This window comes from Acinetobacter sp. SwsAc4, assembly GCF_013391535.1.
Lineage (GTDB): Bacteria > Pseudomonadota > Gammaproteobacteria > Pseudomonadales > Moraxellaceae > Acinetobacter.
Genome location: NZ_JACAXC010000004.1, coordinates 19282 through 37914, shown reverse-complemented (window position 1 = coordinate 37914; position 18633 = coordinate 19282). Strand labels below are relative to the sequence as shown.

Annotated in this window: 18 protein-coding genes and 2 pseudogenes; 7 read left to right on the top strand and 13 right to left on the bottom strand. The window is 37.7% G+C overall.

What is annotated here, in order from left to right; all coding sequences use genetic code 11:
* Positions 1-97: 97 nt before the first annotated feature.
* A complete protein-coding gene (locus tag HYG88_RS03605; protein WP_005162073.1) occupies positions 98-1273 on the bottom strand; it encodes a thiolase family protein in 1176 nt (391 codons plus the stop codon).
* A gap of 111 nt (positions 1274-1384) precedes the next feature.
* Positions 1385-1897: a GspH/FimT family pseudopilin gene (locus HYG88_RS03600; protein WP_005162070.1), complete on the bottom strand. Its 513-nt coding sequence runs from the start codon at positions 1895-1897 to the stop codon at positions 1385-1387.
* Between the two features lie 387 nt (positions 1898-2284).
* Here HYG88_RS03600 and omp38 point away from each other — a divergent pair, with 387 nt between their 5' ends.
* Positions 2285-3355, top strand: coding sequence for an outer membrane protein Omp38 (omp38, locus tag HYG88_RS03595; RefSeq protein WP_005162068.1), 1071 nt, complete (start codon positions 2285-2287; stop codon positions 3353-3355).
* 146 nt (positions 3356-3501) lie between these two features.
* Here omp38 and HYG88_RS03590 read toward each other — a convergent pair whose 3' ends face one another.
* The 5 genes from HYG88_RS03590 to HYG88_RS03570 form a co-directional block, all read right to left on the bottom strand.
* On the bottom strand, positions 3502-3660 hold the full coding sequence (locus HYG88_RS03590) for a hypothetical protein (RefSeq protein WP_005162067.1): 159 nt from the start codon (positions 3658-3660) through the stop codon (positions 3502-3504).
* 4 nt (positions 3661-3664) lie between these two features.
* The gene (locus tag HYG88_RS03585) at positions 3665-4882 is read right to left on the bottom strand and encodes an RtcB family protein (RefSeq protein WP_178882605.1); all 1218 of its coding nucleotides are present in this window, start codon (positions 4880-4882) and stop codon (positions 3665-3667) included.
* Between the two features lie 255 nt (positions 4883-5137).
* Positions 5138-6595: an amino acid permease gene (locus HYG88_RS03580; protein ID WP_005162062.1), complete on the bottom strand. Its 1458-nt coding sequence runs from the start codon at positions 6593-6595 to the stop codon at positions 5138-5140.
* An 18-nt stretch (positions 6596-6613) separates the two neighbouring features.
* Positions 6614-7630: a class I SAM-dependent methyltransferase gene (locus tag HYG88_RS03575; RefSeq protein ID WP_005162059.1), complete on the bottom strand. Its 1017-nt coding sequence runs from the start codon at positions 7628-7630 to the stop codon at positions 6614-6616.
* Positions 7631-7692: 62 nt separating this feature from the next.
* Positions 7693-9051 carry a uracil-xanthine permease family protein gene (locus HYG88_RS03570; protein ID WP_005162043.1) on the bottom strand — a complete coding sequence of 453 codons (1359 nt, stop codon included), beginning with the start codon at positions 9049-9051 and terminating at the stop codon, positions 7693-7695.
* A 176-nt stretch (positions 9052-9227) separates the two neighbouring features.
* Here HYG88_RS03570 and typA point away from each other — a divergent pair, with 176 nt between their 5' ends.
* From typA to HYG88_RS03555, 3 genes are all read left to right on the top strand, one after another.
* Positions 9228-11063 carry a translational GTPase TypA gene (gene typA / locus HYG88_RS03565; RefSeq protein WP_004664688.1) on the top strand — a complete coding sequence of 612 codons (1836 nt, stop codon included), beginning with the start codon at positions 9228-9230 and terminating at the stop codon, positions 11061-11063.
* Between the two features lie 245 nt (positions 11064-11308).
* Positions 11309-11737, top strand: coding sequence for a large conductance mechanosensitive channel protein MscL (mscL, locus tag HYG88_RS03560; RefSeq protein WP_005162040.1), 429 nt, complete (start codon positions 11309-11311; stop codon positions 11735-11737).
* 147 nt (positions 11738-11884) lie between these two features.
* The gene (locus HYG88_RS03555) at positions 11885-12223 is read left to right on the top strand and encodes a gamma-glutamylcyclotransferase family protein (RefSeq protein ID WP_005162038.1); all 339 of its coding nucleotides are present in this window, start codon (positions 11885-11887) and stop codon (positions 12221-12223) included.
* Between the two features lie 41 nt (positions 12224-12264).
* Here HYG88_RS03555 and HYG88_RS03550 read toward each other — a convergent pair whose 3' ends face one another.
* A complete protein-coding gene (locus HYG88_RS03550) occupies positions 12265-12555 on the bottom strand; it encodes a peptidylprolyl isomerase (RefSeq protein ID WP_004664683.1) in 291 nt (96 codons plus the stop codon).
* Between the two features lie 33 nt (positions 12556-12588).
* Positions 12589-13410, bottom strand: coding sequence for a bifunctional DNA-formamidopyrimidine glycosylase/DNA-(apurinic or apyrimidinic site) lyase (mutM, locus tag HYG88_RS03545; protein WP_005162035.1), 822 nt, complete (start codon positions 13408-13410; stop codon positions 12589-12591).
* 252 nt (positions 13411-13662) lie between these two features.
* Between mutM and HYG88_RS03540 the strand changes: the two are divergent.
* Positions 13663-14333 (top strand): annotated as a pseudogene (locus tag HYG88_RS03540) (TonB-dependent receptor plug domain-containing protein); the annotation flags it as partial.
* 289 nt (positions 14334-14622) lie between these two features.
* Here the strand turns inward: HYG88_RS03540 and HYG88_RS03535 are convergent.
* The 4 genes and pseudogenes from HYG88_RS03535 to HYG88_RS03525 form a co-directional block, all read right to left on the bottom strand.
* Positions 14623-15426 carry a tetratricopeptide repeat protein gene (locus HYG88_RS03535; RefSeq protein ID WP_005162029.1) on the bottom strand — a complete coding sequence of 268 codons (804 nt, stop codon included), beginning with the start codon at positions 15424-15426 and terminating at the stop codon, positions 14623-14625.
* A gap of 217 nt (positions 15427-15643) precedes the next feature.
* Positions 15644-16375: a DsbC family protein gene (locus tag HYG88_RS03530; RefSeq protein ID WP_034602751.1), complete on the bottom strand. Its 732-nt coding sequence runs from the start codon at positions 16373-16375 to the stop codon at positions 15644-15646.
* Positions 16376-16510: 135 nt separating this feature from the next.
* Positions 16511-16700, bottom strand: a pseudogene (locus tag HYG88_RS15230) (DsbC family protein); the annotation flags it as partial.
* 153 nt (positions 16701-16853) lie between these two features.
* The gene (locus HYG88_RS03525; protein WP_005162027.1) at positions 16854-17576 is read right to left on the bottom strand and encodes a folate-binding protein YgfZ; all 723 of its coding nucleotides are present in this window, start codon (positions 17574-17576) and stop codon (positions 16854-16856) included.
* Positions 17577-17761: 185 nt separating this feature from the next.
* Between HYG88_RS03525 and HYG88_RS03520 the strand changes: the two genes are divergently transcribed.
* Together HYG88_RS03520 and HYG88_RS03515 are read left to right on the top strand one after the other, a co-directional pair.
* Positions 17762-18208, top strand: a complete 447-nt coding sequence (locus HYG88_RS03520) for an SRPBCC family protein (RefSeq protein WP_005162026.1) — start codon at positions 17762-17764, stop codon at positions 18206-18208.
* Positions 18209-18270: 62 nt separating this feature from the next.
* Positions 18271-18606, top strand: coding sequence for a DUF2004 domain-containing protein (locus HYG88_RS03515; protein ID WP_004664670.1), 336 nt, complete (start codon positions 18271-18273; stop codon positions 18604-18606).
* The last annotated feature ends 27 nt before the right edge of the window (positions 18607-18633 follow it).

Genomic DNA, 18633 nt, shown 5'->3' with positions numbered 1-18633 from the left:
ACTTATCGGGATTTTGATAATTGGTGCATTATTTTTTGTAATTATGAAAATAAAAAATCCTGCACTTGGCAGGATTTTTAGTTAATCGAATTAATGATTAGATCAATTCAATTGCAACTGCTGTTGCTTCACCACCACCAATACAAAGCGCCGCAACACCTTTTTTACCACCAGTGCGTTTAAGTGCATGAATCAACGTCAAAATGATACGTGAACCCGTAGAACCAACTGGATGACCAAGTGCACAAGCACCGCCATTAATATTGACTTTTTCTGTATCTAATTTGAAGTCATCAATTGGGCACATTGTAACCATTGCAAAAGCTTCATTGATTTCCCAAAGATCAACATCTTGTGCATCCCAACCAGCTTTTTTCAAAACTTTTTCAATCGCCCCTACAGGAGCAATCGTAAATTCAGAAGGATGTTGAGAGTTTGATGCGGTTGCAATAATTTTTGCTAAAGGTTGTAAACCACGTTGAGTAGCGACTTCACTAGAGGTTAACACTAAAGCAGAAGCGCCATCAGAAATTGAACTCGCATTTGCCGCAGTAATCGTACCGTCTTTTGCAAAAGCAGGTTTCAAACTTGGAATTTTGTCAATTTTTGCATTTAATGGTTGTTCATCTTGATCAACAACAACATCACCTTTACGGCTAGACACTGTTACTGGAACGATTTCATCTTTGAAATAACCTTCAGTAATTGCTTTCTGTGCACGTTGTAGAGAACGTATAGCGAAATCATCCATTTGTTCACGTGTATAGCTACGTTTATTTGCCATATCTTGTGCAAATGATCCCATTAAGCGGCCAGTTTCTGCATCTTCTAAACCATCAAGGAACATATGATCCTTAATTTCACCATGACCCATGCGATAACCTGCGCGTGCCTTAGGTAAAACATAAGGAGCATTGGTCATTGACTCCATACCACCCGCAACCACGATTTCAGCACTACCAGCTTTGATCATATCTGCAGCTTGCATCACAGCTTTCATGCCAGAACCACAAAGTTTGTTAATGGTTACTGCACCAGTAGAATCAGGCAAACCTGCTTTACGCATAGCTTGACGAGCTGGACCTTGTTTTAAACCTGCTGGTAACACACAGCCCATGATTACTTCTTCTACATCAGTAGGCTGTAATCCCGAACGAGCAATTGCTTCTTTAATGGTGATTGCACCTAATTCGGGTGCAGTTGCGCTTGATAATGCGCCTTGGAAGCCGCCCATTGCTGTACGAGCGCCATTGACAATTACGATGTCAGTCATTGTGTGTCTCCAGACTTATAATTTGCAGAGAATGTTCAAAACCTATGCAGTATATTAAAAAAAGCATGCGAATAAAGTATTTTACGTCGTTTAGGCTAGACTGAAGAGTTTTTAACACGTGGTAATTTCTTTACTACGTATGTGCCCCATATTGCTGAGAATTAATTGAGTATGATGATTAGAATCATTCATACAATAAAAGAAACTTCCATTTGAGCCTCTTGGTAGCCCTGTATCACCTTGGAAAGTAAGTGAATTTATTCTTAATGTACCCCTCCAATCTAATTTCCCATACTTATAATGAAATGCTGTGGAATACAATAAAGGATCATTTGAATCACGTTGCCGGTTAGCATTTAAATCAAGGAATCCGATTAGTCCACTGTTCCAATCTGAATCGCAGCTAGTTAAGTCTTTACTTGCGCATAAAGTCACATTTTTATGATGAATCTGTGCGTCAGATTTGGATTTTTGTATGTAAATTGTGAGTGTTCTTTTCATATGATTTACTTCATTTGAAATCAATAATTGATTCAAATAAGGTAAACTGAGGCATGCTAGAATCGCACAAATAGCAAGTGTGACCATTAATTCACTCAGAGTGAATCCTCTAACTTTTAACATTTTTTTACCTTTTGATAATTTTGTAATTTTTTTATTAACAAAGTGTTAAGTAATTACTGTATTTATTAAATTAAGTTTAGTATTAGAAAACTAACCATTACTTAATCAAGCAAATACTGCTAAAATTGAAGAAAGCGAACAATAAGCTATTCGAGCTTTAAAGTTGAATTGAAAATTTACTGAACTACAACGGAAATTGTAAGAAATTTTGTCAATAATTTACGAGGTTAAAGTTATCAAGCACTTGGAAAATTCATCAAGTGTTTGTATGATTCAAAGTGAAGTGAATAGCTTAAAAATAATACTGTGAACACTTCCGTGTTTATGGGGCCAAAAATCATAGGCTAAGCTTGAACAACAAACAATTGTTATCTCTGGAGGATATCCATGAAATTGAGTCGTATCGCACTTGCTATGCTTGTTGCTGCTCCTTTAGCTGCTGCTAATGCGGGTGTAACAGTAACTCCATTAATGCTTGGTTACACATTCCAAGATTCTAAGCACAACAACAGCACTGAAAACTTAACAAATGCTGGTGAGTTACAGGACGATTTATTCGTTGGTGCAGCTCTTGGTGTTGAATTAACACCTTGGTTGGGTTTTGAAACTGAATACAACCAAGTTAAAGGTGACGTTACTAGTGCAGCACCGAATGGTGAATACAAGCAACAACAAATCAACGGTAACTTCTATGTTACTTCTGATCTAATCACTAAAAACTACGATAGCAAAATCAAGCCATACGTATTATTAGGTGCTGGTCATTATAAATATTCTTTCACTGATGCTAACGAAGCTCAATTGGGTCGTGTTGGTCGTGGTTTGAAAGAAGAAGGTACTTTAGGTAATGCTGGTTTTGGTGCTTTCTGGCGCTTAAATGATGCTTTATCTCTTCGTACAGAAGCTCGTGGTACTTATAACATCGATGAAGACTTCTGGAACTACACAGCTCTTGCTGGTTTAAACGTAGTTCTTGGCGGTCACTTGAAGCCAGCTGCTCCAGTAGTAGAAGTTGCTCCAGTTGAACCAGTACCAGTTCAACCACAGCCACAGCCACAGCCACAAGAATTGACTGAAGACCTTAACATGGAACTTCGTGTATTCTTTGATACGAACAAGTCTGACATCAAGCCACAATACAAGTCTGAAATCGCGAAAGTAGCTGAGAAATTAGCTGAATACCCGAATGCGACTGCACGTATTGAAGGTCACACTGATAACACTGGTCCACGTAAGTTAAACGAACGTTTATCTTTAGCTCGTGCTAACTCTGTTAAATCAGCGCTTGTTAACGAATATAACGTTAACGAATCTCGCTTGACGACTCAAGGCTTTGCTTGGGATCAACCGATTGCTGACAACAAGACTAAAGAAGGTCGTGCCATGAACCGTCGCGTATTCGCTGCGATCACTGGTAGCCGTACTGTTCTTGCACAGCCAGGTCAACAAGCTCAATAATTTGAGTTTTTGAACTGAATAAAAAAGCGACTCTGATGAGTCGCTTTTTTATATGGGTTTGCATACAAGTGATTTGAATATATAAACATTTTAATTACTCCTACAAAATAATTTGACTGATGTGTTTGATTAATATTTTCTAGAATTTACCAAACTTCTTTTCTAAGCTGTTGTTTGGTGTTTTGTCTTTCTCGACGGTGCTGAGCTCTAGGTTTTTCTGTTTCATGGATCCCTCCTTTTTGTAGTAAAGGGGAGAGCGCAACAGGATTACGAACTTTGATTTTAGGCATTGCTTTAAGTTTCATCTATTTAACCTTTTATACATAGAACTTGTTTAAGGGTGTGCACGATTTCGATTAAATCTGATTGGTTTGCCATGACTTGATCGATATCTTTATATGCACTTGGTATTTCGTCAATTACACCACCGTCTTTACGACATTCAATACCTTGGGTCTGTTGAATTAAATCCTCTTGACCAAAAAGTAATTTGGCTTTACTACGGCTCATTTTTCGTCCTGCGCCATGTGAACATGAGCAGAATGAATCAGGATTCGCTTTGCCTTTCACAATATAAGAGCGAGCCCCCATAGAACCAGGAATGATGCCTAATTCATCTTGGCCCGCTCGAATTGCCCCCTTACGTGTGATTAAGAGATGCTCACCAAAATGAGTTTCTTGACTGACGTAATTATGGTGGCAATTAATCGCTTCTTTGGTCATTTGAAAAGGTGGTAGCAGTGGGCGGATTGCCTCTAAAATCAGACGCATCATTTCACGTCGGTTTTCAAATGCATATTCTTGTGCCCATTGCACGGCTTCAACATAGTCATTAAAACTATTTGAGCCTTCTGCAAAATAACTCAAGTCCTGATCTGGGACATGCCCAAATCGATGTTGAGCTTCTTTCTTTGCTAGCTCGATAAAATAAGTTCCAATCACATTACCTAAACCACGGCTACCCGAATGGAGCATGACCCAAACGTCCTGATTTTCATCTAAACAGAGTTCGATAAAGTGATTGCCACCGCCTAAGGTACCGAGTTGTTTTTTCCATGTCGCATCAAACTTTCTGAGCATCCGAACTAAGCCAGGGTGCTTTTTAATGATCGGCTGCAAGCGTTTTTCCAGTGGAATAATACTTGAGGCTTTCGCCTTAATTTGTTTGTGTAATTCAAAGCCTACAGGGACTTTACGTTCAATTGCATGGCGTAAAGGTGCGAGATTATCTGGCAACTGTGATGCTTTGAGATTGAGTCGGATAGCATTCATGCCACAACCGATGTCGACACCGACAGCAGCAGGAATAATTGCATGTTTGGTTGGAATGACGCTGCCAACAGTTGCGCCTTTACCGACATGCACATCAGGCATCACGGCAATATGTGAATACACAAATTGCAGTTGTGCCATTTTCTTTAGTTGTTCAATGCTTTCGCTATCAATATCATTAGTGAATATTTTTATTGGAACACCATATTCAGCATCAGCATCAGCATCAGCATTAAGTATTTTTTGTATGCCCATTTTGTTTGCTCGGTTATTTTAATATTGTGTCCGAATAGACATAAAAAAACCTAGCGAATGCTAGGTTAAGTAGAGCATTCGGACAAGTGATGATTGGATTTGTACACTTGTCCGTGAGTCGACAGTGCCAAATCTTAGCGTGTTGTTCCTTGTAGTGCTGGCATGATGTCGTACTCCTATATAATAGTGTAGCTGAAAATATGAGCAAATAATTTTACTGATATTTAGTTAAGGGTCAAGTGAATTTTTGGCTTTTTATTCGCCTTCTTTCACGTTCATGTCTTTATATGCAATCAACTTAGTTTTGTGCTTCCATTTATAGCCCAACCAGATCGCCAAAAATAATGGGATACTGATATAGGTTGAAACTAAGCCTAACCAATCAATTTTGCCACCTAGCACAGCTTGATAGTTTTGTCCTAAAATAATGATTGAACACAGAATAAAGGCAAACCATGGTGCAAATGGGAAAAACTTGGCACGGTAAGCCAAATCTTCTAATTTATAACCTTGAGCAATATAACCTTTACGGAAACGATAATGTGAAATTGCAATTCCTAACCAAACGATAAAACCACACATCCCAGACATATTTAACAACCAGTTAAATACTTGTTTTTCCCCGATAAAGGTGGTCAAGAAACATAATGCAGCAACTGCTGTTGTTGCATAAAGTGCATTCATGGGTACGCCACGACCATCAAGTTTTGAGAACCATTTTGGCGCTCGACCTTCTTTTGCCATATCGAACAGCATACGCGTAGATGAGTACATCCCAGAGTTACCTGCAGATAAAATCGCGCTGAGAATAACGGCATTCATCAAACTTGCAGCAAAGGCAAAGCCTGCTTTTTCATACAATAAGGTAAATGGTGAGAGTGCAATATCTTCACTTTGTGCAGCTTTTAATAGAAGCGGATCATCATAGCTTACCAATGTACCAATGATAAAAATACATAAGATATAAAACAGTAAAATACGCCAGAAGATTTGTTTAATCGCCAAAGGAATCGTTTTCTTTGGATCTTTCGATTCACCTGCGGCAACACCAACCATTTCAGTTCCTTGGAAGGAGAATCCAGCGATCATGGCAACACCAATCAGGGCTTGTAAGCCACCAACAAACGGTGCATCTTTATAATGCCAGTGTTGAAAGGTTGATACATTCGGTGTCATCATAATTTTAACAATCATCCAGATACCGATGACAATAAACACAATGATTGCAAGCACTTTAATCAAAGAAAATAAGAATTCACTTTCACCAAAGCCTTTTACCGTCAATGCATTAATCGCAAAAATAATGGTAAGGAAGATTGCACTCCAATAAAACCCAGGAATATCTGGGAACCAGAATTTCATGATGAACTGAACTGCGACCAATTCAAAAGCAACGGTAATTGCCCAGTTATACCAATAGTTCCAGCCTAAGGCGAAACCAAAACCATCTTCGACATAACGACTGCCATAGGTGAAGAATGCACCTGAAGTTGGATTGTGCGTGGCTAATTCACCGAGACTCGTCATCAAGAAATAAATCATGATCCCGATGAGAGCATAGGCCAATAACGCACCACCGGGACCGGCTGTTGCGATTGTTGAACCTGAAGCAAGGAATAAGCCTGTACCAATTGATCCGCCAATGGCAATCATATTCAGGTGGCGTGCTCCGAGCTGACGCTGAAGGTGTTGAGGAGCAGATGTATCGCTCATAAAAATTCCTTAAACTGTTTATTTCGCACAGGCATATAACACTTTGAATCCCTGTTGATCTGCCTTCACAAGACATTGACCAAAGCTCTGCTCTATCAGAGGTGGATAGTTTAGAAAACGATTCGCCACGATCCATAGTTCACCTGAATTTTTCAGATGCTTTTTCGCCAATTGGCAGAGCTCTTCACTTGCATCGTAATTGGTATGAATGCCTTGATGAAAAGGTGGATTACTTACGATGGCATCTAGATCTTTAGGCGCATCAACAAAACTTGTGACAGGCTGTAGATGTAGCTGTGCTAAGTTCAGATGATTTTTTTGAAAAGTGAACTCAGTAGACCGTAATGCAAATGCATCAACATCAAGTGCAAAAATGTGCTGGTTTGGATTTATTTTGGCTAAATAAGCACTAATAATTCCAGCACCGCAACCAAAGTCGGCAATCTTACCTGATTTTACTTGGCTCAGGTAAGGGAGTAATACGGCTGTTCCAATATCTAAATGGTCTTGACTAAATACACCCGGTAAAGCACAGATTTCGAGCTGTTCTTGATTGACTTGCACAATATAGTTTTTTAACCAATGGTCAAGTGGTTTGTGTATTTCTCTCTTTTCAATTTTCATGTGCCAAAATTGACAGTGGCGTGCACTATCAATTTTAAAGGCTTTACCATATTGCAGGAGTTGTTTTGCAGCACGTTCAACACCGCCTTTTTTTTCACCCACTAGAAATACGCTTTGACCGAGTGTTAACTGGCTCACCACGACATGAAGAATATAATTCAATAACTCTTTAGATTTTGGAACGAAAATAACAACCTGATCAAAACTTGCTTGTGGAAACTCAACTGAGAAATATGAATTTATACCAGTGCTTTGAAAACCTTGATGATCAGCATAATTCCAAGTCCAGACAGACGCTTGTACTTGGTGAGGTAAATTTTTGGCGAGTTGATCATTGGGCGCATTAATCAGTAAGATTTGCCCATTTAAATAATCTTGTTGTCGTATAACGACTTCACTACGTGGATCCATTTTGATCTCTCATCAAAAACAAAGCCCAGTGGTGAAACTGGACAATTACGATGGTTAAAAGACTATTTTTGAGTTTCAGGTAAAACAATATTTAAAATCAACGCTGCAATACCACCCGTTGCAACACCTGAGCTGAAAATATTTTTGAATAATTCAGGAAGATGTTCAAGGATTTGTGGAACTTGTGCTACACCTAAACCTAATGCAAGAGAAATCGCAATAATCAGTAAAGCGCGGCGGTCAAGATGAATACTTGAAAGAATGTTAATTCCAGATGCAGCCACCGCACCGAACATTACCATTACCGCACCACCTAGCACTGCTTGGGGAACAGCTTGAATGACTGCAGCTACAGCAGGGAAGAGACCTAAAATGATCAATAAGATCGCAATCCAGATCCCGACATAGCGACTTGCCACACCAGTGAGTTGAATCACGCCATTGTTTTGTGCAAACACTGAACTTGGGAAGGTATTGAAAATACCTGCTAAAAATGAGTTGGCACCATTCACAAGTACACCACCTTTAATGCGTTGCATCCAAATGGGGCCGTCTACAGGTTGGTTGGAGATTTTGCTTGTCGCTGTCACATCGCCAATGGCTTCAAGTGAAGTAACGAGATAGATGAATGCCATTGGAATGAACAAGCTCCAAGAGAAGCTTAGACCAAAATGCATAGGGGTAGGAATCTGAATTAATGGTGCATCTTGCAATACGGAAAAGTTTAAATGACCCATAAAGCCTGCAAGAATGTAACCAATCACCAATGCGATTAAAATTGCTGAACTTTTTACCCAAATAATTTGAACACGATTCAATAAAATAATGACCGCCAGTACTGTACAGGACATGATCAGATTGTCTGTATTGGCAAAAGTATGATCTTGCATGGCCATATAACCACCTCCCATGCTAATCAGACCTTCTTTAATCAGTGTCAAACCAATTAAGAAAACAACGATACCTGTAACTAAAGGGGTAATTAATTGTTTTACCCAAGGTAGAATCCGAGACACGCCCATTTCAATAAATGAACCTGCAATTACCACACCGAAAATAGCAGCCATCACTTGCTCAACAGGCGTACCTGCAGCAACCATGGCGCTACCAATACCAATAATTGGGCCAATAAAGTTAAAACTTGTCCCTTGAACAATCAATAGTCCTGCACCGAAAGGACCGACCTTTTTACACTGTAAAAAGGTTGCAATTCCTGAGATGATCAGAGACATCGAAAGGATCATATTGGTGTCTTCACGAGATACACCAAGTGCTAAGCAAATTAATAATCCTGGAGTGACAATCGGGACTAAAATTGCTAAAAGATGTTGTAAAGCCGCTAAAAATGCGATGAACGGTTTTGGACGATCATTGAGTCCGTAGACGAGATCAAGTGGCTGTTCGGGTTGAGAATTTGACATGGGAGTATAAGAAAAGCGATAAGCAATAGTGGAATATTCTAATAGAGTTAGGCTACTTTACCAACGATTCTGAAACAGTTCGTCCGAAAAAAAGTTTCATGTCAACAAACTGTCACTACTAAAGTTTAGGATTTTTCTATATAATCTGCCCTCAAATTTTAAGCGTATCGAATTCTATGTCTGATATTAAGAATCTCCGCAATATCGCAATTATTGCGCACGTCGACCACGGTAAAACCACGCTTGTCGATAAATTACTTCAACAATCTGGTGCTTTAGGTGACCGTGCAGGCGAGATTGAGCGTGTCATGGACTCGAATGCGCTTGAAAGTGAACGTGGTATTACTATTCTTGCAAAAAATACGTCAATTACGTGGTTAGATCAACGTACTGACACAACTTACCGTATCAATATCGTAGACACCCCAGGACATGCGGACTTCGGCGGTGAAGTTGAACGTGTAATGTCGATGGTTGACTGTGTATTGCTTCTTGTTGACTCTCAAGAAGGTCCAATGCCACAAACTCGCTTTGTAACGCAAAAAGCGTTCGCGCGTGGTTTGAAGCCAATCGTAATTATCAACAAAGTTGATAAGCCAAGTGCACGTTGCGACTGGGTAATCGATCAAGTATTTGACTTGTTTGATAACTTGGGTGCAACTGATGAACAGTTAGATTTCCCAATCGTTTATGCTTCTGGTTTACGTGGTGTAGCTGGTCCTTCTCCTGAAGAATTAGCGGAAGATATGACACCATTGTTCCAAACTATCGTTGATATCGTTGAACCACCAGCAGTTGATGTTGATGGTCCATTCCAAATGCAGATTTCTTCACTTGACTATAACAGCTTCGTTGGTGTTATCGGTGTTGGTCGTATTCAGCGTGGTGGTGTAAAAACGAATACTCCTGTTACTGTGATTGATAAAGAAGGCAATACACGTAACGGTCGTATCTTAAAAATCATGGGTTACCACGGTTTAGAGCGTATTGATGTTGAAGAAGCATCAGCAGGTGATATCGTTTGTATCACTGGTATTGATGCACTCAATATTTCTGACACAATTTGTGATCAAAAAAATGTAGAAGCTTTGCCACCATTGTCTGTAGATGAACCTACGGTTTCGATGACATTCCAAGTAAACAACTCACCGTTTGCTGGTAAAGAAGGTAAATTTGTAACATCACGTAATATTCGTGAACGTCTTGATCGTGAATTGATTCACAACGTGGCATTACGCGTTGAAGATACTGATAGTCCAGACCGTTTTAAAGTTTCTGGTCGTGGTGAACTTCACCTTTCAGTATTGATTGAAAATATGCGTCGTGAAGGCTTTGAAATGGGCGTATCACGTCCACAAGTGATCATGAAAGAAGTCGATGGCGAAAGACAAGAGCCATACGAAAACGTAACGTTTGATGTTGAAGAACAACATCAAGGTTCAGTAATGGAACAAATGGGTCACCGTAAAGGCGAAATGACCAATATGGAAGTTGACGGAAAAGGTCGTATCCGTATTGAAGCAACTGTACCTTCACGTGGTTTAATCGGTTTCCGTTCTGAGTTCTTAACCATGACTTCTGGTACAGGGATTATGACATCAAGCTTCTCGCACTACGGTCCTGTTAAGCAAGGTACTGTTGCGAAGCGTCAAAACGGTGTATTGATTTCTATGGTTCAAGGTACTTGCTTGGGCTATGCATTATTCAGCTTACAAGACCGTGGTCGTTTATTCGCTAAACCTCAGTTAGAAGTTTATGAAGGAATGATCGTGGGTATTAACTCACGTTCGGACGATATGGTTGTTAACCCAACTAAAGCAAAACAATTAACCAACGTTCGTGCGTCTGGTACGGATGATGCTTTAACTTTAACGCCTGCAATTGAATATACGCTTGAACAAGCACTTGAATTCATTGAAGATGATGAGTTAGTTGAAGTAACACCAAAATCGATCCGTATTCGTAAACGTTACTTAACTGAAAACGAACGTAAGCGTAACCGTGATAAATAATTTTTCTTCACTGAAAAATGACAAAACCGCTAAATTTATTTAGCGGTTTTTTATTGCATAAATTTCAGGGTAGGGACATCCTTAAACATATATTTTTATTAAAATAAAAAAGTGTTGTTAAAGTGTGAAATAGCTTTCTTTTTTTGATGAAAATATTAAATTATGAGCATTATGTGGATAGCCGCAACTGTGTAATAAACAATGCAAAATGGGTTGCGATTAAGTTCAACTCTGGAGAGTTATAAATGAGTATTATTCAAGAATTTAAAGAATTTGCCATCAAAGGCAATATGATGGATCTTGCCATTGGTGTCATCATTGGTGGTGCATTTGGTAAAATTATTGATTCATTGGTGAAAGATATCATCATGCCACTTATTTCAGTTATTACTGGTGGGGGTGTTGATTTTACACAGAAGTTTATTGTGCTCGGAGACAATCCAAATAATTTACAGTCTTTAGATCAATTAACGAAAGCAGGTGTCAATGTTTTAACCTATGGTAATTTCTTAACCATCTTTATTAATTTCATTATTTTGGCATGGGTTGTGTTTCTTATGGTGAAAGTAATGAATCGTATGCGTAAACAAAAAGAAGCAGCGCCAGCAGCACCAGCGCCTACACCTGAAGATATTCAATTATTACGTGAAATTAGAGACTCTTTGAAAAAATAAGTACTTATTATTTTCATAAAAAACGGCATTTAAAAATGCCGTTTTTTATTGGAAATAGATAATTCCATATTTGGAACGCAAGCTTTTACATGGAAAATTGCAAGATTTGACTTTAAAATATTTGCATATTTGAATGGAACAGCAATCATGAACCAACTATTTGTCTATGGCACACTTTGCCCAAACCGAGAAAATGCGCATATTTTGGGTGGAATCGGTGGAGATTGGCAAAAAGCATCGGTACACGGCACAATTCATATTTTAGATTGGGGACCAGACAAAGGTTTACCTGCCTTAGTTTTGGCTGAACAAGATCCATTAATCATGGGATATTTATTCAGCACGGAAAAATTAGAACAAAACTGGCAAATGTTAGATGAGTTTGAAGGATTCCAATATGAGCGAGTTGTTGCTGAGGTTATCTTGGAATCTGGTAAAAAAATACATGCATGGACTTATGTGATGAAACCGCAAGAATTAAAATAACTGAGAAGAGGAGAGAGCTTAAAATAATTAAGCTCAAACCATTATCTTAAGCCATCCATGCGAAATTTCACTTCAATTAAGTGAAAACCAAATTGGCTTTTGATCGGGCCGTGTAAGATTCGTTCTGCTGCTGTAAAAACTAATTTATCAATAACAGGGACCAATTGCCCCTTTTTCACTTCACCGAGTTCGCCTCCACGTTTAGCTGAGTTGCAAGTAGAGTATTGTTTGGCGATTTTGCTAAAATCAGCACCAGACTGAATTCGTTTTTTTAGCTGTTCGGCTAAGTCTTTATCTTTGACGAGAATATGTCGAACAATTGCGGTTTGCATAAGGTTATTCTCCTTGATTGCATCTTAAATGGTCTATACTTTGCTTAGTTTCAAAGGTTGGCATTGTGGACAAAATACACTAGCACGTTGACCTAACTTTAAGTTTTCTAATGTAGTTTCACAATTAACACACATTTCACCTGCGCGACCATAAGCTAAAAGTGTCTGCTGAAAGTAACCATTTTCACCCATGGCATTACTATAGTCACGCAAAGTTGATCCACCTAAATCAATTGCTTGTTTTAAGATGCGTTTTACTTCGATGACTAACTTTTCCACTTGTGCTTTGCTCAGCGTCGAAGCAGGTTGCGCAGGATGAACCCCAATGTTGAATAAACTTTCAGTTGCATAAATATTGCCCACACCAACCACTATATGGTTATCCATTAAAGCAATTTTAATGCCGACATTTTTTTTAGCTAATTTTTCATGCAAATAGGTTGGATTAAAATTTTCAGTTAATGGTTCTGGCCCTAGCGAATCAATCAATTTACTTTGATTAGTTTCATCTAACCATAGAATACACCCAAAGCGCCGTGGGTCATGGTAGCGGAGTTGCTGATCTTCAAATTCGATCACAAGATGGTCATGCTTTTTTAATTCATCACTGGATTGACATAGGCGAAAGCTTCCTGACATACCTAAGTGCCAAAGCATTTGATCTTGTTCAAATTCAGCCAAAATATATTTGGAACGACGTTTGAGTTGAGTTAAACGTTGACCAATTAATTTTTCAAGATCATCAGGGATAGGCCAGCGCAAACTAGGATTGTGTACTCTTACAGCTTGTACACGTTGCTCTAAAAGCGGCAGTAAACTGGTTTTTGTGGTTTCAACTTCAGGAAGTTCGGGCATAGTGAGCTCAAGTTGTTTCAACAACAATACAATGAGGGTAAATGTTTAACTTACAATTATGACGATATTTAATTTGATTGGCTAATCATCATTAAAATTGATTTTTGGTTTTTTAGCTAAGGTTAAAGATCTAATCTAATTATAAAATAATGAAATACTTACTTTAAAAAGCTTGCCCTTAAATTCTGTGAAACAAGGAATTTTCATATCTTTAGTAAAAAAAAATTTTTATATGGTAGTGTTGCAATAAGCATGGGTTTGAATGGTTCTTTTGCTTGGACTGTTGAATCAGAAGTCGATCGGCCCATACAACTTCCGGATAATTAAGGTCCGAGCAACTCCTACTGACACAGCTTATATTGAAACACCAGCATCAATTTTTAGGGTAGATATGCCTAAAAACGATCAGAGCTTAGAAGTTGATTTAACTGAGCTTGTGAAAGGGATACCGAGTGTTCAACTGCGCAATCGAGAGAATTATGCCCAAGATTTGCAACTTTCTATGCGTGGTTTTGGTGCACGTCCCACATTTGAAGTTCGTGGAATTCTTTTATATAGCGATGCTATTCCTGCCACAATGCCACAATGCCACAATGCCACAATGCCACAATGCCACAATGCCAGATGGACAAGGGCAAACCTCAAATATTGATTTAAGGAGTTTAAGTCATCTTGAAGTATTAAAAGGTCCATTTTCTTCGTTATATGGAAATTCTTCAGGAGGTACGATTTTAGTAAAAACAAAGGAAGGACAGGGTAAAGATTCGATAGAGATGAGTTATGCGGGCGGTAGTCATCACAAAAATCATGCTGGTTTAGTTTTACAAGACGGTTTAAAAAATCAAAATGAACCAAGTTATATGATTAACTCATCCTATTTTGATACAGATGGTTATCGCGATCATAGCAGTACAGAAAGTATCAAACCAATTCTGAAAAAAATACATGTTTACTTTTTAATGACAACTTAAACAATTGCATCGCCTTATACAGGATATATATTTTGCTATACGGATTGGAGTTTAAATGGATTTACCCCTATAGATAATTTATTTAATAAACAATATATCGGTTCAGTGATTGTGAACGAAGGAAATAATCGCTTCTTTGAACCTACAGATGGGCGCAATTGGAGTGCTTGGATTAAGTTAAGCAAACAATTTTAAATAAAAAGCAGCACTCTTTAGAGGTGGAGTGCTGCTGAATTGATTATTAGTTCTTTGTTTTTACTGAAGTTGCTTTTTTTGCAGCAATTGCTTCTTCAACTTTAGCCAATGATTCCTTCGCATTTGGATAGTTAGCTGCTGCTAAGCGAGTAAAAATATTTTTTGCCTGCTCTAAATCTTGGTCAACAATACCTCCATTTGCTAACATATTGCCGAGAACCATTAAAGATGGTGCATAACCTTTTTTAGCTAAATCTTTAAGGCTATCAATCGCCTGTGCTTGCATAATAGGATTTTTATTTTTAACACCAACACTCAAATCGTAGATTGTTTTGAGATGTTTTGCTGGATAATAATCTTTCCGTAGCAATGGTAATAGTTTCTGAACAGCGATCTGATCGTATTCAGGTTTACCTTGCTCAAATAAAATTTTTGCAGTTTCAACAATGGCTTCATTAGAGCCTTGTTTAGAAGCTTTATCTAAATATTCTTTGTATTTTTGATTATTCTTAGTGATGCCCAAATCACCTTTATGATAAGCCTGTGCTAATGTATAACTGGCTTGAGCAAAGCCTTTATTTGAAGCATCTTGATAATGCTGTGCGGCTTTCTTTTCATCCTTTACTGTGCCTTGACCAACTTGAGTCATATAACCTAGGTTATAAATTGCTTGGGCATTCCCTGTATCTGCGAGACGCTGCATTTCTTGAAACGCGGCAGGGTAGTTTTTTGCTTCGTATAGTTTAGTTGCTTGAGCAAATGTATCTGGTTTTGCAGTTACTTTACTATCAGCCGCAAATGTTGAATGACTTGTAGCAAGAATTAAGCTGGCAATCAGCAACTTTTTCATTTTATTTATTCCTTTCACAGATATCTGCTTTAATCCATTACATGGCAGTTTTGAATGCCTTCATCATAAAAGTTTGCTGTGAAATGTAAATATGGATTTTGTATAAATCTTGCTTAATTAATTTATTTTAATTTTTATATTATTTAATATAAATCAGAATCTTATGTTGTAAGTGGTGGCTTGCCAGTCAACTGAAAAGCCACCACCTAATTAGATACTATTTTTTAGTTTGTGCTTCTAATAGAAGTTGTTCAATTTGTTGAGCATTTTGTGGTAAGCCCGCGACTCTAGTGCCATTTTCAAGGAAGATTGTAGGTGTCCCACTAATTTCTAGATTTTGTCCTAAAGCAATATTTTTCTGTACAGGTGTTTCACATGTACCTGAATTTTGGGCTAACTTACGATGTAGCATGTAATCTTCCCAAGCCTCATATTGGTTTTTGGCACACCAAATTTTATTTGCTGCAGTTTCAGCTTGTGGATGCAATTTCTTAAGTGGGAATAAAAAAATGTAGACCGTTACATTGTCGATAGAGGTCATATATTGTTCAAGTTTTTGACAATATGGGCAATCGGGATCGGTAAAGACATATAGAGTACGTTCGCCTTTACCTTTGATGTGCTTAATGGCTTGTTTGAGAGGAAGTTGTTTTACATCAATTTTACTCAGTTCAGAGATACTATCTTCTGTTAGGTTTTTCTGATTTTTTACATCGAGTAAATTGCCAAAAAAAAGATATTTAGCATTTTCATCTGTATAGATAATCTTACCAGACACATAGACTTCATAAATTCCACTTAGTGGAGATGGGGTGACTGAAGTAATGGGAATATCTGGATAATTTTTTTTAAAGTTTTGTTCTAAGGTTCTGCTATCAGCATGTACTATTTGTAAGCTTAATAGACTCAGTGATAAGGCTGATAGCCAAGTTTTCATGGTTATTTTCATTTGAGAGAGATATTGTTGAGAATAGGTGAACAATAACCTTCATTTCGATTCTCGACAAGAATGATCATTAAACTTTATTTCAAATAAGGCTGCATTGCCAATTGCAGTAATTCAATCAGTTCGGGATCCATCTCTATATCGACCAGAAGCATCTATCCATATAGAGCCTCTGATGTTTGAAAGAGTATAAAGATCTGGAATAGGTGTTTTATCTATAAATTCTGGTTTTTAATTCATTAGGAAGGCTTTGGATTCTTTAATTAATTTTTTCTGTGTTAGCAAAACTAGATTGCATATTAAATAAAGCGGTAGCCATCGTAATCATAAAAAGTAATGTAGACTTGAGTACAACTAATTCCGATAAATTGAACAAAATAAAAAAAGTATTTGTTTTAAATAGGAGTATATGCTTAATTTTAATTAAAGGATCTTATTTATAATTAAAAAGCCCTAGTAAAAGGGCTTTTGTTTAAAATGATTATTGTGGTCGTGCTACATCACCATTTAATACTTCTGGTAAATCCAAAACCTTTACACCAAGTTCTTCTAAAGCAACTGGTTTTGCAATTACAAGTGCGATATAGCCATCTTCACATGCAGCACTATTCACAACCTCAACATCTTTACTTAGCTGGCTAGCAGGAGAAGGCACAGTATCTTTGCCTTGGATTAAATGTAACCAATGTTTTGGTTTTGCTTTAAACCATAGACGTGCCACAATTTCCTGACCTAAATAACAACCTTTGTCAAAATGTACACCATCACGTTGATGCAAACGTAGTTCTTGTGGTTGAAACAAATGTTCTGTACTTTGACTAATCCATGCTTGACCTGACTGAATCGCTTGAATTTGCCAAGCATTGATGTCTGTCTCCACAGAAGAAAACTCAGTTTGAATGCCATTTAATGAAGGAAAAACAGATCCTATTTCTTCTAATTTCATTTTTGAAAAAGCACCAAACTTTTTAATATGTTTGGAAAACTCTTCGGCTTGATCTTGGGTGATTACAAGTTCAAAACTTTCTGGATTTAATCTTTTAATCCATAGCCCAAAATGAATACGTCCTTTTAAGTCACAAATAGCGGTATAGCGATTTTCATTTTCAGGGAGACGTTCTACATGAACAGTCACTTGACCCTGTAGAAATTTTTGCGCATCTACACCATTCAAGCTAAAAGCAGTAAAAGCAAGCTGACTCATAGATTAATCCCAAAGCTGCGTTCTTATCACTAAATATGGAGTGCTATTTTGCGCCATTTTTTACAAAAAAGCAGCTTTAGATTCTAGATATTCGGGTTCAATTGAGCGATTGAAGGAATAGTATTTCATGACTAAATCGGTATGATAGAGGCACGAATTAAAAATAACTTAACCTGAGAATAATAATGAGTGGAACAGTACAACTACATCGTGTATTTAATGCACCACCAGTTCGTGTTTTTAAAGCCTTTCTCGATCCAGATGCCTTGGTAAAATGGATGCCACCTCATGGTTTTACTGCCAAAATCCATCACTTAGACCCACAAGAGGGTGGAACATACAAAATGTCATTTACTAACTTTTCAACTGGACAAATTCATTCATTTGGAGGGACGTATATTGAACTTATCCCGAATGAATTATTACGCTATACCGATAAGTTTGATGATCCTAATTTACTAGGTGAAATTCAGGTCAAAATAAAATTAAAATCAGTGGTAGTAGGAACCGAAGTGCATATTACTCAAGAGGGAATACCTGATGTTATTCCTGTTGAAGCGTGTTATTTTGGTTGGCAGGAATCTCTGTATTTATTGGGATTTCTGATTCAAGCTGAAATTCCAAATGAATAACAACTCCTTAGCTTAATTCAAACTAGCTAAATTTTTAATATTTAATCATATTGGGGAATATTATGTCTGAAGAAATTCTTGAACACAGAGAACAATTGGCTCGTGTTGCCATGCGCGAAGCTTTAGAAAATCAACAAGCAGAAGATAGTGTGGAGTTATTTATTCAACATCATCTTGAAGAAGTTGAACCTGAATATTGGGAAAAATACTTTGACACATCAAAACCTAATTTATTACAAATTTTAGAGTTACTGGTATTAGATTCACGTTGGGATGAGGGGGATCTGGAAAGTTATGAAATTTTAGATTTCACCTTACCAGATGAGATCACAAATTACGTTATCTGCGTTAGTTTTGATTCAAAAGGGCAAGTTGTTAATATTTCAATGGAAAGCTGAAAAATTTGTGAGATATGGGGGAGGCTG

Coding starts and splice junctions, on each gene's coding strand:
- HYG88_RS03605 (WP_005162073.1), bottom strand. CDS start 1,273: ATGACTGACATCGTAATTGTCAATGGCGCTCGTACAGCAATGGGCGGC.
- HYG88_RS03600 (WP_005162070.1), bottom strand. CDS start 1,897: ATGTTAAAAGTTAGAGGATTCACTCTGAGTGAATTAATGGTCACACTT.
- omp38 (WP_005162068.1), top strand. CDS start 2,285: ATGAAATTGAGTCGTATCGCACTTGCTATGCTTGTTGCTGCTCCTTTA.
- HYG88_RS03590 (WP_005162067.1), bottom strand. CDS start 3,660: ATGAAACTTAAAGCAATGCCTAAAATCAAAGTTCGTAATCCTGTTGCG.
- HYG88_RS03585 (WP_178882605.1), bottom strand. CDS start 4,882: ATGGGCATACAAAAAATACTTAATGCTGATGCTGATGCTGATGCTGAA.
- HYG88_RS03580 (WP_005162062.1), bottom strand. CDS start 6,595: ATGAGCGATACATCTGCTCCTCAACACCTTCAGCGTCAGCTCGGAGCA.
- HYG88_RS03575 (WP_005162059.1), bottom strand. CDS start 7,630: ATGGATCCACGTAGTGAAGTCGTTATACGACAACAAGATTATTTAAAT.
- HYG88_RS03570 (WP_005162043.1), bottom strand. CDS start 9,051: ATGTCAAATTCTCAACCCGAACAGCCACTTGATCTCGTCTACGGACTC.
- typA (WP_004664688.1), top strand. CDS start 9,228: ATGTCTGATATTAAGAATCTCCGCAATATCGCAATTATTGCGCACGTC.
- mscL (WP_005162040.1), top strand. CDS start 11,309: ATGAGTATTATTCAAGAATTTAAAGAATTTGCCATCAAAGGCAATATG.
- HYG88_RS03555 (WP_005162038.1), top strand. CDS start 11,885: ATGAACCAACTATTTGTCTATGGCACACTTTGCCCAAACCGAGAAAAT.
- HYG88_RS03550 (WP_004664683.1), bottom strand. CDS start 12,555: ATGCAAACCGCAATTGTTCGACATATTCTCGTCAAAGATAAAGACTTA.
- mutM (WP_005162035.1), bottom strand. CDS start 13,410: ATGCCCGAACTTCCTGAAGTTGAAACCACAAAAACCAGTTTACTGCCG.
- HYG88_RS03535 (WP_005162029.1), bottom strand. CDS start 15,426: ATGAAAAAGTTGCTGATTGCCAGCTTAATTCTTGCTACAAGTCATTCA.
- HYG88_RS03530 (WP_034602751.1), bottom strand. CDS start 16,375: ATGAAAATAACCATGAAAACTTGGCTATCAGCCTTATCACTGAGTCTA.
- HYG88_RS03525 (WP_005162027.1), bottom strand. CDS start 17,576: ATGAGTCAGCTTGCTTTTACTGCTTTTAGCTTGAATGGTGTAGATGCG.
- HYG88_RS03520 (WP_005162026.1), top strand. CDS start 17,762: ATGAGTGGAACAGTACAACTACATCGTGTATTTAATGCACCACCAGTT.
- HYG88_RS03515 (WP_004664670.1), top strand. CDS start 18,271: ATGTCTGAAGAAATTCTTGAACACAGAGAACAATTGGCTCGTGTTGCC.